The following is a 16,573-nucleotide window of genomic DNA, read 5'->3' on the forward strand; positions in this document are numbered from 1 at the left end:
GTTCCGCGGCCTTAGTCACTGAAAAAGGTGGAGCCAGCCCATCGCCTCGCCGACAAACAGGGCCTGCGACATCAAGAGCAACCCCAGCCACAGCCATCGCCACGGGCGCATACCCGCCCAGCTTTCGCGCAGCGGCGTGGCGGCCGTGCCGGTATGGCCCGCCCTTTTTCTGACGACGGCGCTGCTGCCAGCGATGCGCAGCCCATAAAGATAAACGCCCGTCAGGCACAGCGCGGTCAGCGCCGCCCCGAAGCCAAACCAAATCGCCCGCACCGGCCACGGGCCGAAAGATCCAAAGTGGATCGGGTCGGCCAACTCCGATAGGCGCTGATGCACGGTCAGGTCGGCCGCGCTACGGCGGCGGGCGAAATCGCCGTCCTGCATGGGGAGCCGGATTGCGTTGGCCCGGTCTCGGACGAGCCACGCGTCTGTCTGGCCTTCGACCTGTCCACCCTGTCCGCCGGCGTCCAGACGCAAGACCCTGATTTCAAGGTCCGGCCATAGTTGGCGAACCCGCGTAATCGCCGCATCCAGCTTTTCCGCACTGATGGGCGCGGCCGCCGGCGGCGCTCTTTTGGCCGTGATGGCAGGCAGCGCGGGCGCATGGCCCCCCAGCGATTCAATCAGATACCACAGCCCGGATAAGGCAATAAGAATGGCGAACCACAAGCTCCAGACAGCTAACAGCCGATGGGTATCACCCCAGGTCAAGCGGCGTTTCCCCCAGCGCGGCCACGCCAGAAAACCGCGCCACCATCGCTTGTAGACCACGAAGCCGGTGGCGATCAACAGGGTAAGCGGAATGGACAGTGCCGACACCAGGGGCACGCCGTAGTTTGTAGGCAGAAACAAGTGCCGATGCGTATTGCGCAGCCAGCGTTGAATGCTGAACCAAGAGGTGTCTCCGGTCACCGTGGCGCGATAGGGGTCGATCCAGACGAACCGCAACTCGCCTTGAGGCGTGCGCATCAATGCCTGTGCGGCAAAGCGAGACGCATGCGGAGCGGTGACCGATTGCAGCGTCCAGTCTGGATGTGCCGCCTGCGCAGCAGCGGCCATCTCGCCCCAGCTGGCGCGGTGCGCCGCCGGTTCCACCCGCATCGCAGGCTGGACCAGCCAGTCCAGTTCCGTAGCGATGACCGCCAACGTACCGGTCAGACAGATAAACGCCATCAACAGGCTGAGTTTCAGACCTGCCCAGCTGTGTATTGAAAACCACCATTTCCGCTTGGATGCGCCGGCTGCTTTCGTGCGCGGTTCCTGACAGGCGGCGTTTGAAGCGGCATTCATGCTTGCACTCGATATGGGATGACCCGCCGGACCAATGAGGCGGGCCTATATCAAGTACACCGTACAGCGCCAAAAAAGATGCCAATCCGCCACGCGTCGGCGCAGCGGCCTTGGGCACTACTCCTCGATATGCAGACCGTGCTCCACGGCGTACACCGCAACCTGCACGCGGCTGGTCAGGTTCAGCTTTTTCAGTACGTTCTGCACATGGATCTTGACGGTGCTTTCGCTCACGTCCAGCTCCCGCGCAATCACCTTGTTGCTAGCCCCGCGAGCCAGGCATTGCACGATCTGCGTTTCGCGCGCTGTCAGGCGGTGACGCTCTGCGTGACCGGGAGCCTGCGCTGCCAGACTGGCCTGCCCGCGAAACTGTTCCACCAGCTTGGCGGTCATGCTTTCGGCAATGACCGATTCACCGGCCGCTGCGCGGCGGATGGCGGCGGTCAGCACATCGGCGTCAATGTTCTTGACCAGATAACCGCGAGCGCCGTCGCGCAGCGCTTGACCCAACTCGTCGGCTTCTTCCGACACCGTCAGAATGATGACCGCGCAAGACGGCAGATCCTGCGTCAGCAGTTGCAGCGTTTCAAGACCCGACAGGCCGGGCAGGTTCAAATCCAGCAGGATGACGTCAGGCTTGAGTTCCTTTGCCCGTTTTACGGCTTCAACACCGTCGCCCGCTTCCGCCACCACTTCAAAATCAGGTTGGCGCTGCAACAGCAGGCGCACCCCGGATCGAAACAGGGTGTGATCATCAACAAGCAGAATACGGATCGGCATAATCAGGGAATGTCTCAGGCAGCCTGGCGCTCGGCGCCCGGCAAAGTCAGCGCGACGCGGGTACCGGCGCCGGGCTGGGATTCAATATTTATTACGGCGCGCATGCGGGCGGCGCGTTCGCGCATGATGTGCAGCCCCAAGTGGGAATCGCCGCGCGCGGCCACGTCGGCCGCGTCATAACCCTGGCCGTTGTCGCTGATCAGCAAGGTGAAATCGCGGTCGTTGCCCACCACCACCTGAACACGGTCGGCTTCGGAGTGCTTGCGCACGTTGGACAGCGCCTCTTGCAGAATGAACAGCGCTTGCAATTGCTGCTCAGGCGGCAGAGGGGCGCCTTCACCATGCCCAAAGCGCAATTCAGTTTGAATGCCCGTCTGACGCCGGAACCGTTCCACGGTGCCTTCTACGGCAGCCTGCAGATCACCCTGCCCCAGCTTGCTGCGGAAATTGGTCAACAGTTCTCGCACGTCCTGATAGCTTTCGTCCACCCCGGTGCGCAGCAAGGGCAAGATTTCGGTGACCTCGGCGTTGTCGCCGCGCTTGACCGCTGCGTCCAGCATCTGCAATTGCAGGTTCAGGAAGTTCAGCCCCTGCGCCAGACTGTCATGCAAGCCTTGGGCGACCAGCCCGCGTTCCTGCACCACGGCAAGTTGCCGCGCCTGGGCGCTCAGGCGCCGGTTGTCCAGCGCAACGCCCAGATGCTGGCCCAGCGTTTCCAGCAATTGCGAGTCGGATCGCGCCAGCGGGCGCTGCTGGCGGAAATGCAGCGAATACGAACCCAGCACTTCATCGCGGGTCACGATACGGAATACCGCCACGCTGGCAAAGCCGTCGCGCTGGCAGTTCAGATCCATTTCGGGTGGAGACTGCCGGAAGTCCTGAATAACGATGACGCCTGCCTGGCGCGTGGCGACGCCGCAATAGCAATCGTCCACCTTCATGCAGTGTTCGGATTCCACCAATTCGTCGGACAGCCCCACCGACACGACCAGATTGAGTTTTTCGTTGGTGGGGTCCAGCGCGCGGATGCTGCCGCCTTCGGCATCGAACTGCAACATCACGCGGCGCAGGAAGCCATCGCACATGGCCTCGATTTCATTCGGCTGATTCAGGAAGGCGGCCATGTCGTACAGCGCGCCTATGTCCCGGTTTTGGGCCGCCAATTGCGCGGTCTTGAGCTCAACCCGCTGTTCCAGGCCGGTGTACAGGTCTTGCAGCTCGTCGGCCATGCGGTTGTAGCCCCGCGCCAGCACGCCAAATTCATCCTGGCTTTCCACCGGCAGCCGCGTGCTGAACTCGCGGTCGGCCATGCGCTGCAGGCCGTCACGCAGACGCAGCACCGGCGCAATGATCCACAAGTACAGCAGGTAGATCATCGCTAATGTGCCCGCGCTGGCAATCGCGGCAAGCACACCTTGGGACAAGCGCAGCGATGTGGTCTTGCCTGCGTTGTCCTGTTCAATCATGCGCACCAGCGTGTCTGCCCGCGACACGAACTCCGGTAGCGTCTCAAGATAGGTCGCCGCGTCCGGCTGCGCCAGCGCCCGCATGGCGGCGGGTTTCATGATGTCTTGCCAATAGCTGGACACGTTGCGCCACTGGGCGCGTATGGTGTCGTCGTTGGGGATGAACAGCGGGCGCGCAGGGTTGCCGCGCGCCAGACGCGAGATGGTCTCGTCCATCATCGAAATCTGTTCCGTGGTGCGCACAGCCCGGCCGGCTTGCGGCCGCATCAATTCGACGGCCACGCGGTTGGCGCGCATACGCAAACTGCCGGTGTCGTTAATGGCGGCGCCCGCGCCTTCCAACTGCCAGGATAGCCAAAGCGTCCAGCTGACCATGGACAGCACCACGATCAAGGCCACCAGTGAACTCGCAATAATGCGCGTGGACAGGCGATGCCGGGGCGATGGCAGACCAGCGGCGTCGGCGTTGGGATCGGAGGGCGTCATGACTATCTGTACTTGCGGGGCGGCTTCCAGTGTAGTTCAGGCCAGCCCCAAGGCGCGGCACAGAAAGTCCGCGACCTGGCCGGGATCATTCAGCGGCAAACAGGGTAAGTCCGTGCCAAGAGGGGCGTCGGTTACCACGGCCAGAAACTCGCGGTCAGTCTCATGCAACGGCGGCTTGCCCAGCGCCGGGCGGTAGACCTCGATCCGGGGAATCGCGGCTTGCTTGAAACCCTCCACCAGCACCAGGTCTGCGGGCGAAAGCCGCGCCAACTGCTCTTGCAGTGATGGCTCGGGCGTGCCCCGCAGTTCATGCACGATGGCGTAACGGTACGGAGACGCCACCATCACTTCCTGGGCGCCCGCCAGCCGGAAACGCGCACTGTCCTTGCCCGGCGGCTCCATCTCAAAATCATGGTGGCTGTGCTTGATGACGTTCACCCGCAGGCCGCGCGCGGCTAGCAAAGGCAGCATCGCCTCGATCAGGGTGGTCTTGCCGCTGCCGGACCGGCCGGCAATGCCGAAAACTGGGGTCATGCGTGCTCCGTAAACAGGGGACAGACTATAGGTAAAAAGGAGTCCGCCCGAGGCGAGTATGCCAGCAAAGCCCCAGCCACCAGATCAAAATACCAGCCGTGCAGCGTCAGGCTGCCCGCCTGCACGCCCCGGCGCACAAACGGCAGCTCTTCCAGATTGCGCAACGAGATCAAGATGGACGCCTGCTCGCACGCGCGGCGGCGGTCGGCGTCGGACGCCAAAGGCATTTGCCGCAGCACGCGTTCGCGCGCCGGTTCGGCAATGTCCATCCAGCGTTCCAGGTAGTCGGTCTCGCCGTCGCTGCGAATGCGCCCCTCCATCAATGTCCGGATACCGCCGCACTGGGCGTGTCCCAGCACGATGATGCGGCTGACCTGCAACTGCTCAACGGCAAACTGTATGGCGGCAAGCACGCCTTGCAGGCCGCGGTCAGCGCTGGTGGGCGGCACCAGGTTGGCTACATTGCGTACGGTGAAGATATCGCCCGGGTCGCAGCCCAGCAGCATGGCCGGGTCCACGCGGGAATCGCAGCAGCCCACCAGCATGGTGCTGGGGTGCTGGCCGTCGCGCAGGTTGCGGTAAAGAGCCGGCGCGTCTTCGTAGTACTGCTGTTGAAAGCGCTGGAAGCCATCGATAAGACGTTCGATATCGCGCATATCACCCCCCCGTCTGCGCCATGAAGCGAACGATCTGATCGGGGCGGCTGACGAACTCATGCCGTTCGGGCTTGGCGGCAATACCCGCCAGAATGGCTTGCGTGAGGTCTGCGTCACTGGCGCCCGCGCGCAGCAGGCGGCCCAGCGGCACTTGATCTTCCTGACCCAGGCACAGGTACAAGGTGCCGTCCACGCCCAGGCGGACGCGGTTGCAGCTGGCGCAGAAATGCCGGGACATGGGGGTGATGACGCCCAGCACCGGCGCGCCCTGCCCCGAAGTCCAGTAGCGCGCCGGGCCCGTCGCCGACCCGCTCATGGCGGGGATCAGCCCCGCTTGCACGGCCAGACGCGCGCCCATGGCATTCAGGTCCGTGTGCGCGAAACCGCGCCCGCATTCCCCCATGGGCATGGGTTCAATCAGGCGCAGCACAAAACCTTGGGTAATGGCGTAGTCCAGCAGGCGGCTCACGTCCGATTCGGGCGTTGCAGCGTGCACCACACTATTGAGTTTGATCGGCGCAAAGCCTGCTTGCCTGGCGGCAGCCAGGCCTGCCAGCACGGAATCCAGGCAATCGCGCCCCGTGATCTTGCTGAACTCGGCCGCATCCAGGGTGTCCAGGCTGATGTTCAGCCGGTTCACCCCCGCCGCACGCAGGCTTTCCGCATGGCGGACCAGTTGCGTGCCATTGGTGGAGACCGACAGGTCTTGCAAACCCGGCATGCCGGCAATGGTGCGCGCCAGGCCTGCTACGCCGCGGCGCAGCAGCGGCTCGCCGCCGGTCAGCCTGACCTTGCTGACGCCCAGCGCCACGAACAGCCCAACCAACCGGGCCATTTCATCGTGGCTCAACCAGTTGGCAGGCGTTTCGAAGCCTTTGAAGTCCTTGGGCAGACAGTAGCTGCAACGCAGATCGCAGCGGTCGGTAACAGAGACCCGCAAATAATCGATACGGCGTCCGAACCCATCCTTCAGTGGTCCAGCAGCAGGCCCGTCCATCATGCGCTCCCGCCGAATACGCGCTCGGGCTCGGCATCTTCCAAATCAATGCCCTGCACGTCCGCGCGCCCGACCAGCAGCTTGGTGTATTGCCGCCAGGCGGTATCGCGGCTCATGGACGACAGCGCCATGGCAATCTGCTGCTCCACGTGTTCAAACGGCAGCATCTTGCCTTCAATATGCCGGGTGACTCGAACGATATGCAGCCCATGGCGGGTTTGCAGCAGTTGCGGCAGCAGACCGCCCGAAGGCAGCGCAAACACCGCGCGTTCAAATTCCGGCACGGTGTCGCCCCGGCCCAGCTGGCCCAGGCTGCCACCCACGGCAGCCGATGGGCAATTGGACTGCTCGCGCGCCACCTCGGCAAAGCGCGACGGGTCTTCCAGCAATTCCGCCAACACCACATTGGCGTGGCCCCGCAGCATGTCCAGATTCACGTCGGGCGTGACCTGGAACAGAATGTGGTCGGCTTCGACCAATTCACCCACCATGAAGCGCTGCGGATGCATCTGGTAGAAACGGCGGCAGGCGGCCTCGTCGGCCTGCGGCGCCGGCGCCTGGGCGGCGAGCAAGGCGCCGATGGCGGTTTCCTCGTCCGCCGCGTCCAGGCCCTGCCGGGCCGCTTCATCCAGCAACACCCGGCGCAACACCAATGCGGTGATGGCGTGCCGCATCGGGTTGCGGGCATCTGCGTGCAGCGGCAGTTCGCGTTCCAGATCCGCGTCGTTGAGTTCGACGCCATTGACGATGACAGGCATGTTCGGCTCCTTGAGTTACGGGGATCAGCGCGGGCGGACCAGTTGCCAGGCGCGGCCCAGATAGCCCAGCGAGGCAAAGCCGCTCCAGACGTGAACCAGACGCGTAAACGGGAAGATGACGAACAAAGTCAGGCCCATGAACAAGTGCGCCTTGAACAACATCGGCACCCCGGCGATATAGCTGGCGGCATCGCCCTGGAAGGTCACAATGTGCTGCGCCCAAGTCATCAGACGCACCATCATTTCACCGTCCATGTGACCGGCCGACAGCACAATCGTGGACAAGCCCAACAGCAAGGTGACCAGAATCCACAGCAACAGCAGCTTGTCGCCGGGACGCGTCGTGCGGCGGATGCGCGGGTCGCTCAAACGGCGGTGGATCAGGATCAGCAAGCCGATCAGGCACAGCCCGCCCATGACGCCGCCGGCCACCATGGCAACCGTCTGCTTGAGCGTGTGCGATACGCCCAGCGTGTCCCACACCACAACCGGGGTCAGCAGCCCGGCCAAATGGCCGAAGAACAGGCCCAGGATGCCGATATGGAACAGGATATTGCCCAGCCGCAACTGGCCGCGATGCAGCAGTTGCGAGCTATCGGTCTTCCAGGTGTATTGCTCGCGCTCGAACCGGACCAGACTGCCCAGCAAGAAGACCGTCAGCGCAATATAGGGATAAACGCCAAAAAGAAACTGATTCAGGGAGTTCATGATGCATCGTCCTGAGCATTAATGGTTGGCAGGCGCGCGGGGATAGAAGCGCACCGCTTGCGCGCCATCGCCCGAAAAAGGCCGCAATAGCGGTTCCACGCCATCGGCGCTGACGCCAAAGGTCTCCATGGCCTCGTCCATGTCCCGCACGGGCGCTTCGGTCTGCTCACGCGGAATCACGCGGGACTGGGCGCGCAGCACGGCGAAGATGCTGGCATAGGGGCTTTCGCCCTTGGCCAGCCGCGAGCCAATAGCGGCCAGCACGTGGATGGCTTCGTCCAACAGCTCCTGCGCCTGCTCCGGCTCTATCACCCCTAGAAACTCCAGGAACAGCGGCACGTGGTCCGGCAGTTCAGAGACCACGGGTTCAAAACCGTGTTGGCGGTAGGTGTCCAGCAGGTCGACCATGGCCTGACCGCGGTCTCGGCTTTCGCCATGCACATGTTCGAACAGGTGCAGCGAATGCGAGCGGTTGCGGTCAAAGGTGGCAACGTAGTTTTCCTGGACGGCGATCAGGTCGTTGGCGGCCAGATAGCTGATCAGCGGTTGCAGGGTTTCTTCGGCATCGGGATGGCCATCCAGCGCGGCTTCAACTTCGCTCAAGGCGGCCAGCAGCTCCGGCTCCGGATAACTCAACAAGGCGGAAAGCAAACGGTACAGATTCATGGTGTTCTCTCCTAGCGGGCCTCGACGGCCTTCTTGCGGGATTTCGGCATCTCGATGAAGATCTCGCTGCCCTGGGGCTTGCGGCCGAACAACGTGCCTTCCGACACCCCGCCCGAGCAGCCATTGCCAAAGGTGAAACCGCAGCTGCCCTTCTCGTTAAAGCTGTCTTCCACGACTTCCTTGTGACTGCTGGGCACCACAAAGCGGTCCTCGTAGTCGGCGATGGCCATGATTTTGTACATGTCCTGTACGGTCGCCTCGGTCAACCCAACCTGTTCCAGCAAGGCCAGATCGCGTTCGCCGTGGACGGTCTCGGACCGCTTGTAGGCGCGCATGGCCAGCATGCGTTCCAGCGCTTGCAGCACCGGCGCTTCCTTGCCCGCTGTCAGCAGGTTGGCCAGGTAGCGCACAGGAATGCGCAGGCTGGACACATCGGGAATCATCGCGCTCTTGCCCACGGTGCGTTGCGGCATCTGGCCCGCTTCGGCAGCAGACTGGATGGGCGACAACGGCGGGATGTACCAGACCATGGGCAAGGTGCGGTATTCCGGGTGCAGCGGGAAGGCCACGCGCCACTCAACGGCCATCTTGTAGACGGGCGACTTGCGGGCGGCTTCCAGCCACGATTCCGGAATGCCCTGTTCACGCGCAGCGGCAATCACCTCGGGCGAATGCGGGTCCAGGAACAGATCCATCTGGGATTCGTACAGGTCCTGCTCGTTAGCGGTGGACGCGGCGCTTTCGATCTGGTCGGCGTCATACAGCATCACGCCCAGATAACGAATGCGGCCCACGCAGGTTTCCGAGCACACCGTGGGCTGGCCCGCTTCAATGCGCGGATAGCAGAACGTGCACTTCTCGGCCTTGCCGCTGCTCCAGTTGTAGTAAATCTTCTTGTACGGGCAACCCGAGATGCACATGCGCCAGCCGCGGCACTTGTCCTGGTCCACCAGCACAATGCCATCGTCTTCACGCTTGTAGATCGAGCCCGACGGGCAGCTGGCAACACAGGCCGGATTCAGGCAGTGTTCGCACAAGCGCGGCAGATACATCATGAAGGTGTTCTCGAACGTCGAGTACATCTCTTTCTGCACGCCTTCGAAGAGCGCATCGCGGCTGCGCGAGCTGAACTCGCCGCCCAAATCGTCTTCCCAGTTCGGACCCCAATGGATCTTGTCCATCTTCTTGCCGGTCAACACCGACACCGGGCGCGCGGTGGGCGGCGTTTGCGATAACGGCGCATTTTGCAGATGCTCGTAGTCGAAGGTGAACGGCTCGTAGTAATCGTCGATCTGCGGCAGGTTCGGGTTGGCGAACAGGTTGGCCAGGATGCGCAGCTTGCCGCCTTGGCGCGGTTCCAGCTTGCCCGCGGAAGTGCGCTTCCAACCGCCCTTCCACTTTTCCTGGTTCTCCCATTCTTTGGGATAGCCGATGCCGGGCTTGGTTTCAACGTTGTTGAACCAAGCGTATTCGACGCCGTCGCGGCTGGTCCAGACGTTTTTGCAGGTGACCGAACAAGTGTGGCAGCCGATGCACTTGTCCAGGTTCAGCACCATGCCGATTTGGGCGCGTATCCTCATGATTGCTTCTCTTCTTGTTGCGTTGCTTCCAAGGCGGGGTCTTCCACCAACGGGCCTTCCAGCCAGTCCACCTTCTTCATCTTGCGCAGCACCACGAATTCATCGCGGTTGGCGCCGACCGTCCCGTAGTAGTTGAAGCCGTAGGCCTGTTGGGCATACCCGCCGATCATGTGCGTGGGCTTCAACACCGTGCGCGTGACCGAGTTATGGATACCGCCGCGCTTGCCGCTGGTTTCCGCGCCCGGCACGTTCACAATCTTTTCCTGTGCGTGGTACATCAGGCACATGCCCACCGGCACGCGCTGGCTGACCACCACGCGGGCGGTCAAGGTGCCGTTCACGTTAAAGACTTCAACCCAGTCGTTATCGACCAGCCCGGCTTGCTTGGCCTCGGCTTCCGACACCCACACGTGGGGACCGCCGCGGCTCAAAGTCAGCATGCGCAGGTTGTCCGAATACGTGCTGTGGATGCCCCACTTCTGGTGGGGCGTAAGCCAGTTCAGCACCAGTTCCTTCTCGCCATTCGGGTAGCGGCCCAGCATGGGCGCCACGGTCTTGGTGTCGATGGCGGGCTTGTACACGCACAGACCCTCACCAAAATCCAGCATCCAGCGGTGATCCTGATAGAACTGCTGGCGGCCCGTCAGCGTGCGCCACGGGATCAGTTCGTGGACGTTGGTATAGCCGGCGTTGTAGCTGACCTCTTCACTTTCCAGACCCGACCACGTAGGCGCCGAGATGATCTTGCGCGGTTGCGCCTGAATATCGCGGAAGCGAATCTTGTCGTGTTCGCGGCCGCGAGCCAGATGGGTGTGATCACGCCCGGTGATCTTGCCCAGCGCTTCCCACGCCTTTACCGATACGTGGCCATTGGTCTCGGGCGCAAAGGTCAGCACCATTTCGGCCGCATCAATAGCCGTATCCAGACGCGGACGGCCCTGGCTGACGCCGGCTTCCGTCACGCTCTCGTTGATACCGGCCAGCTCATGCACTTCGTGCTCGGTATTCCAGTTGATGCCCTTGCCGCCATTACCCAGCTTGTCCAGCAGCGGACCCACCGACGTGAACTTGCGGTAGATATCGTTGTAGTCTCGTTCCACCACCGTCATCGACGGCGCGGTCTTGCCGGGCACCAGATCGCATTCGCCCAGCTTCCAGTCCTTGGGTTCAAACGCCTGGCCCAGCTCTCCCGGGGTGTCGTGCATGAGCGGAGTCAGCACCAGATCGCGGCGCTTGCCCAGGTAGGGGCCGCCGATATCGCTGAACTTCTTGGCCAGCAGCTTGTAGATTTCCCAGTCGGTCTTGCTTTCCCACAGCGGTTGAACGGCCTCGCTCAAGGGGTGGATGAAGGGGTGCATGTCGGACGTATTCAAGTCGTCCTTTTCGTACCAGGTGGCCGTCGGCAGCACGATGTCGCCATACAGGCACGTGGTGCTCATGCGGAAATCCAGCACGGTCAACAGGTCCAGCTTGCCTTCGGCCGCGTCCTCTTCATAGGTGACTTCAGTGGGCTTGATCGCGTCGCCTTCGTCGCCAAAGACCGCGTTCTGCGCGCCCAGCAGGTATTTCAGGAAATACTCGTGACCCTTGCCGCTGGAACCCAGGATGTTGGAGCGCCACACAAACATGTTGCGCGGGAAGTTGGCCGGATCATCCGGGTCTTCGCACGACATGCGCAACTCTCCTGACTTCAACTGTTCAACGGTGTGAGCGACCGGGTCCTTGCCCAGGCTTTCCGCTTGCGCCACCAGGTCCAAAGGATTGGTGCGCAGTTGCGGAGCCGACGGCAACCAGCCCATGCGCTCGGCGCGGGCGTTCAAGTCGATCATGCTCAATTCGCCGTACTTCGCGCGGTCGGCGGTGGGGCCGAGCACTTCCTGAACGTTCAGCTTTTCATGACGCCATTGGCTGGTGTGCGCATAGAAGAAGGACGTGCCGTTCATCTGGCGCGGCGGGCGAGCCCAGTCCGAACCAAAGGCCAGCGGCGCCCAGCCAAACTGCGGACGCAGCTTTTCCTGGCCCACGTAGTGCGCCCAGCCGCCGCCGCTCTTGCCCACGCAGCCGCACATCATCAGCATGTTGATGATGCCGCGGTAAATCATGTCCATGTGGTACCAGTGGTTCAGGCCGGCGCCAACAATCACCATCGACTTGCCTTCGGTGTCGTGGGCGTTCTGCGCGAATTCTCGCGCAACCTGAATCACCTGTGCGCGCGGCACCGTGGTGTGCTTTTCTTGCCAGGCCGGGGTGTACGGCACATCGTCGTCATACGACGTTGCGACGTTGCCGCCGCCCAGACCGCGATCCAGGCCGTAGTTGGCCATTTGCAGGTCATAAACGGTGGCCACCAGCGCTTCAGTGCCATCAGCCAGGCGGATACGGCGGGCCGGCACGTTGCGCACCAGCAGTTCGTCGTGTTCGCTGCCGAAGTACGGGAAACCCACGCCTACGACTTCACTCGTCTGGCCCAACAGGCTCAGGGTGGGTTCGATCTCACGGCCATTGCCGCCGTTCTTGGATTCCAGATTCCAACGGCCGACTTTTTCCCCGCCGTTGACTGCACCCTCGCCCCAGCGAAAACCGATGCTGCCGTTGGGAGCCACCAGGTCGCCGCTGTTCGCGTCCAGCACCAGCGTCTTCCAATCGGGATTGTTCTGTTCACCCAAGGCGCCGTCCAGATGCGATGCGCGCAGGAAGTGATCAGGTGCGTAGAAGCCATCCCGCTCTTTCAACAGCACCAGCATCGGCATGTCGGTGTAGCGGCGCACATAGTTCTGGAAGTACGGCGAGGCGTTTTCCGAAAGGTGGAATTCCTTCAGGATGACGTGGCCCATGGCCATCGCCAACGCGGCGTCGGTGCCCTGCTTGGGCGCCAGCCAGATATCGCCAAACTTCACCATTTCACCGAAGTCGCTGGAGACGGCCACGGTCTTCGTGCCCTTGTAGCGGACTTCGGTATAGAAGTGGGCGTCAGGCGTACGGGTCTGGGGCACGTTCGAGCCCCACACCATCAGATAGGTCGAGTTGTACCAATCGGCCGATTCCGGCACGTCGGTTTGTTCGCCCCAGACTTGCGGGCTGGCGGGCGGCAGATCGCAATACCAGTCATAGAAGCTCAGACAAACACCGCCCAGCAGGCTCAGGTAGCGCGCGCCAGCGGCGTAGCTGACCATGGACATGGCGGGAATCGGCGAAAAACCGATCACGCGGTCGGGGCCAAATTTCTTGATCGTCAGCGCGTTGGCAGCGGCAATGATTTCGGTGGCGGTGTCCCAATCGGCACGCACAAAGCCGCCCAAGCCGCGAATGGACTTGTAGCGCTTGGCCCGCACCGGGTCTTGGCTGATGTATTCCCAGGCGGCAATCGGGTCCATGGTCTTGCGGGCATCGCGCCACATTTCCATCAGACGGCCGCGAATCATCGGGTACTTCACCCGCTGTGCCGAATACACGTACCAGCTGTAGGAGGCTCCCCGCGGACAGCCGCGCGGTTCATGGTTGGGCAGGTCAGGCCGCGTGCGCGGATAGTCCGTCTGCTGCGTTTCCCAGGTGATCAGGCCATTCTTGACATAGACCTTCCAGGAGCACGAGCCAGTGCAGTTCACCCCGTGGGTGGAACGCACCACTTTGTCATGCTGCCAGCGGGAGCGATAGGCGTTTTCCCACTTGCGGTCTTCGTTGACCGTTTCACCGTGGCCGTCTGCGAAGGTGGATTTCACCCTCGACATGAACTTCAACCGGTCCAGAAAATGACTCATCGTGTTTCTCCAAATCCGCCGGTCTGCCCGGCGTGTACTGCAATCAATGCGCGTGAAACCACTTTAGGCTCCGATCCGTCCCCCGGCCATTCGCCAGAGGCACAGGCCGGTCGCGGCAGAATGACTAGTCACTCTTGCCGCGCGTTATCCACGTATCAGCAAGGCACCGGCGCGTTGCGGCGGGCGTAGTACCACCAGGTGACCAGCATGCAAGTCGCGTAGAAGCCGATGAAGCAGTACAGCGCCGCCTGCACGCCGCCCGTCATCTCAAGAGACGTGCCGAAACTGCGGGGAATGAAGAAGCCGCCGTACGCCCCGATGGCGCCGGAAAATCCCAGCACAGCGGCGGACTCCTTGGCAGCCTCGCTCATGGCCTGCTTCTCGCCGGCCGGCCCCTTGCCGCGTGCGGCCTGGGTGCGTTCACGCAGGAAGATCACGGGAATCATCCGGAACGTTGATCCATTGCCCAGGCCAGTCAGCGCGAACAACACGATGAACATGGCCAGAAAACCATTGAAATCACCGCCGACGCCGGCCACGGGCAAGAACATGACCACGCCAAACACCGCGGCAATCATGGCCGCGAACGTAAACAGCGTGACCCGCGCGCCGCCCAACTTGTCCGACACCCAGCCGCCCACCGGACGCGTCAGGGAACCCACCAACGGCCCCAGGAACGCGTAGGTCATGGGATCGACCTGCGGGAACAAGGTCTTGGTCAGCATTGCAAAACCCGCCGAAAACCCAATGAAGGAACCAAACGTGCCCACGTAGAGCCAGCACATCAGCCAGTTGTGCTTACGCTTGAAAATCACGGCCTGATCAGCAAAAGAGGCACGCGCATCTGCGATATCGTTCATGCCGAACCACGCGGCAATCGACGCCAGCGCAATGGGAATCACCCAGATGAATCCCGCGTTTTGCAGCCACAGGTTCTGCTGCGCGCCGTGAACGGTGATTTCCTGGGGCGCGCCGCCGGCCACGCCAAAGACGCCCACCGAGATCACAACGGGGACGACAAACTGCACGAGCGACACGCCCAGGTTGCCGATACCGGCGTTCAGCCCCGTCGCCAGCCCCTTCTTCTCTTTGGGAAAGAAGAAGCTGATGTTGGCCATGCTGGAACTGAAGTTGCCGCCGCCCAGGCCGCACAGCAGCGCCAGAATCAGCAAGGTTGGAAACGACGTGGTCGGGTCACGCAAGGCAAATCCCATGCCCAGCGCCGGGATCAGCAGCGAAGCCGTAGATATCGCCGTCCATTTGCGGCCGCCGAATACAGGCACCAGAAAGGAATAGAAGATCCGCAGTGTGGCGCCCGACAGCGCGGGCAGCGCCGTCAGCCAGAACATCTGGTTCTTGGACAGCATGAAACCGGCTCGGTCCAGATTGACCACCACCACGCTCCACAGCATCCAGATGCTGAACGCCAGCATCAGAGCAGGGATCGAAATCCAGAGATTGCGATTGGCGACGCGCGCGCCGGTCTGTTTCCAGAAGCCGGGATTATCGGGTTCCCAGCGTGACAGGACTTGAGTAGACATGGAGTTCTCTTTGGGAATGTGTGGGGGAAGGATCAGGCGGCTTGCTGCCCGGCTTTGGGCGCCGCGCCAACCGCAGAACCAGCCGCGCCGTGCGCCGCCGCTTTCGGCCGGAAACTAAAGTGCATGAAGATCAGCGACACGCAAACGGTGCCGTACAGCAGCATGAAGGCGCTGGAACGCACGCCGGTCAGGTCCAGCAGCACGCCGAACAGAATCGGCAGCACAAAGCCGCCCATGCCGCCTGCCAGCCCGACAATGCCGGACACGGCGCCGATGTTTTCGCTGAATTCATCCGAGATGAATTTGAAGACCGAGGCCTTGCCGATCGCCATGGCAATACCGACGACGAACAGCAGGATCGTGAAGGTGGTGGGGCCCAAGGCGATGTTGAAGTTACGCGGGCCATCCGTTGTTACGACGGTGAATTCCGTTTGCGGATAGCTGAGCAGGAAGAACGCCACCCAGCACACCCACATCACCCACCATGTGGTCTTGTAGGCGCCGTAGCGATCCGAGATCCAACCGCCCATGGCGCGCAGCACGCCGCCGGGCAAAGAAAAACACGCAGCCAGCAGCGCGGCCAGCTTCATGTCGAAGCCGTATTCGCCGATGTAGTACTTGGTCATCCACAGAGCCAGCGCCACGTAGCCGCCGAACACCACCGAGTAGTACTGGCAATAACGCAGTACCCGCGGATCTTTCAGCATCGCCAACTGCTCAGACAAGGTGGCGCGCTGCGTCACCCGGTGCGACGGGTCAGACGCCGAGAACATCCAGAACAGCACGGCCGTCACCAGCAGCGCCACGGCGTACACCTGGGGCACGATGACCCAGGCGCCGCCCGCTGCCGCAATGAGCGCCGGCGCCACAAACTTCGTAATGGCCGAACCGGAGTTGCCCGCGCCAAACACGCCCATCGCCAGGCCTTGCTTATTGCGGGGAAACCAGCGCGCCACATAAGGCGTGCCCACCGAAAACGAGCCGCCCGTCAGGCCGACAAACAGCGCCAGCACCAGGAACTGCCAGTACTCGGTGGCGTACGACAGCAGCCAGATCGGCACCACTGCCAGCAACATCAAAATAAAGAACACAGGCCGGCCGCCATAACGGTCCGTCCAGATGCCCAACGGCACGCGCACCAGCGAACCGGTCAGTACCGGCATGGCGGCCAACAGGCCGAACTGCGTTTCGGACAGGCCCAACTGCGCCTTGATAGGAATACCCAGCACGGCGAAGATCATCCACACCGCGAAACAGATGGTGAAGGCGAATGTGCTGGAAATCAGGACCCGCATCGGCCTTCCGGACGGGGATTTTGCTGCTGTCATGGTTACTCTCGCTTTGCTCACGAAG

Annotated in this window: 13 protein-coding genes; all 13 read right to left on the bottom strand. The window is 62.4% G+C overall.

All coding sequences use genetic code 11. The features are described from left to right. Positions 1–15 precede the first annotated feature (15 nt). The 13 genes from RAS12_RS08690 to RAS12_RS08750 all read right to left on the bottom strand — a co-directional run bounded on the left by RAS12_RS08690 (position 16) and on the right by RAS12_RS08750 (position 16,515). Entirely contained in the window at positions 16–1,290 is a 1,275-nt protein-coding gene (locus RAS12_RS08690; protein WP_306947273.1) for a PepSY-associated TM helix domain-containing protein, read from the bottom strand. Positions 1,291–1,407: 117 nt separating this feature from the next. After that, positions 1,408–2,070, bottom strand: coding sequence for a response regulator (locus RAS12_RS08695; RefSeq protein ID WP_306947276.1), 663 nt, complete (start codon positions 2,068–2,070; stop codon positions 1,408–1,410). Positions 2,071–2,084: 14 nt separating this feature from the next. After that, positions 2,085–4,022, bottom strand: coding sequence for a type IV pili methyl-accepting chemotaxis transducer N-terminal domain-containing protein (locus tag RAS12_RS08700; protein WP_306947278.1), 1,938 nt, complete (start codon positions 4,020–4,022; stop codon positions 2,085–2,087). A gap of 36 nt (positions 4,023–4,058) precedes the next feature. Continuing rightward, complete coding sequence (gene mobB, locus RAS12_RS08705; protein WP_306947280.1) at positions 4,059–4,556, bottom strand: molybdopterin-guanine dinucleotide biosynthesis protein B; 498 nt, start codon at positions 4,554–4,556, stop codon at positions 4,059–4,061. Beyond that, positions 4,553–5,212: a carbonic anhydrase gene (locus RAS12_RS08710; RefSeq protein ID WP_306947282.1), complete on the bottom strand. Its 660-nt coding sequence runs from the start codon at positions 5,210–5,212 to the stop codon at positions 4,553–4,555. The genes mobB and RAS12_RS08710 overlap by 4 nt, the downstream gene beginning before the upstream one ends. A 1-nt stretch (position 5,213) precedes the next feature. After that, complete coding sequence (moaA, locus tag RAS12_RS08715; protein ID WP_306947284.1) at positions 5,214–6,212, bottom strand: GTP 3',8-cyclase MoaA; 999 nt, start codon at positions 6,210–6,212, stop codon at positions 5,214–5,216. Then, complete coding sequence (locus RAS12_RS08720) at positions 6,209–6,967, bottom strand: peptidylprolyl isomerase (protein WP_306947286.1); 759 nt, start codon at positions 6,965–6,967, stop codon at positions 6,209–6,211. Before RAS12_RS08720 ends, moaA begins: the two co-directional genes overlap by 4 nt. Positions 6,968–6,991: 24 nt before the next feature. Then, positions 6,992–7,675: a respiratory nitrate reductase subunit gamma gene (gene narI / locus RAS12_RS08725; RefSeq protein WP_306947288.1), complete on the bottom strand. Its 684-nt coding sequence runs from the start codon at positions 7,673–7,675 to the stop codon at positions 6,992–6,994. An 18-nt stretch (positions 7,676–7,693) separates the two neighbouring features. Next, on the bottom strand, positions 7,694–8,341 hold the full coding sequence (gene narJ / locus RAS12_RS08730; RefSeq protein WP_306947290.1) for a nitrate reductase molybdenum cofactor assembly chaperone: 648 nt from the start codon (positions 8,339–8,341) through the stop codon (positions 7,694–7,696). 11 nt (positions 8,342–8,352) lie between these two features. Beyond that, positions 8,353–9,921 carry a nitrate reductase subunit beta gene (narH, locus tag RAS12_RS08735; protein WP_306947292.1) on the bottom strand — a complete coding sequence of 523 codons (1,569 nt, stop codon included), beginning with the start codon at positions 9,919–9,921 and terminating at the stop codon, positions 8,353–8,355. Next, positions 9,918–13,679, bottom strand: a complete 3,762-nt coding sequence (locus tag RAS12_RS08740) for a nitrate reductase subunit alpha (protein ID WP_306947295.1) — start codon at positions 13,677–13,679, stop codon at positions 9,918–9,920. Before RAS12_RS08740 ends, narH begins: the two co-directional genes overlap by 4 nt. A 155-nt stretch (positions 13,680–13,834) precedes the next feature. After that, the gene (locus RAS12_RS08745) at positions 13,835–15,220 is read right to left on the bottom strand and encodes a NarK family nitrate/nitrite MFS transporter (RefSeq protein WP_306947297.1); all 1,386 of its coding nucleotides are present in this window, start codon (positions 15,218–15,220) and stop codon (positions 13,835–13,837) included. Between the two features lie 32 nt (positions 15,221–15,252). Next, a complete protein-coding gene (locus RAS12_RS08750; protein ID WP_306947298.1) occupies positions 15,253–16,515 on the bottom strand; it encodes an MFS transporter in 1,263 nt (420 codons plus the stop codon). Positions 16,516–16,573 lie beyond the last annotated feature (58 nt).

The organism is Achromobacter seleniivolatilans, assembly GCF_030864005.1.
GTDB classification, from domain to species: Bacteria; Pseudomonadota; Gammaproteobacteria; order Burkholderiales; family Burkholderiaceae_B; genus Achromobacter; species Achromobacter seleniivolatilans.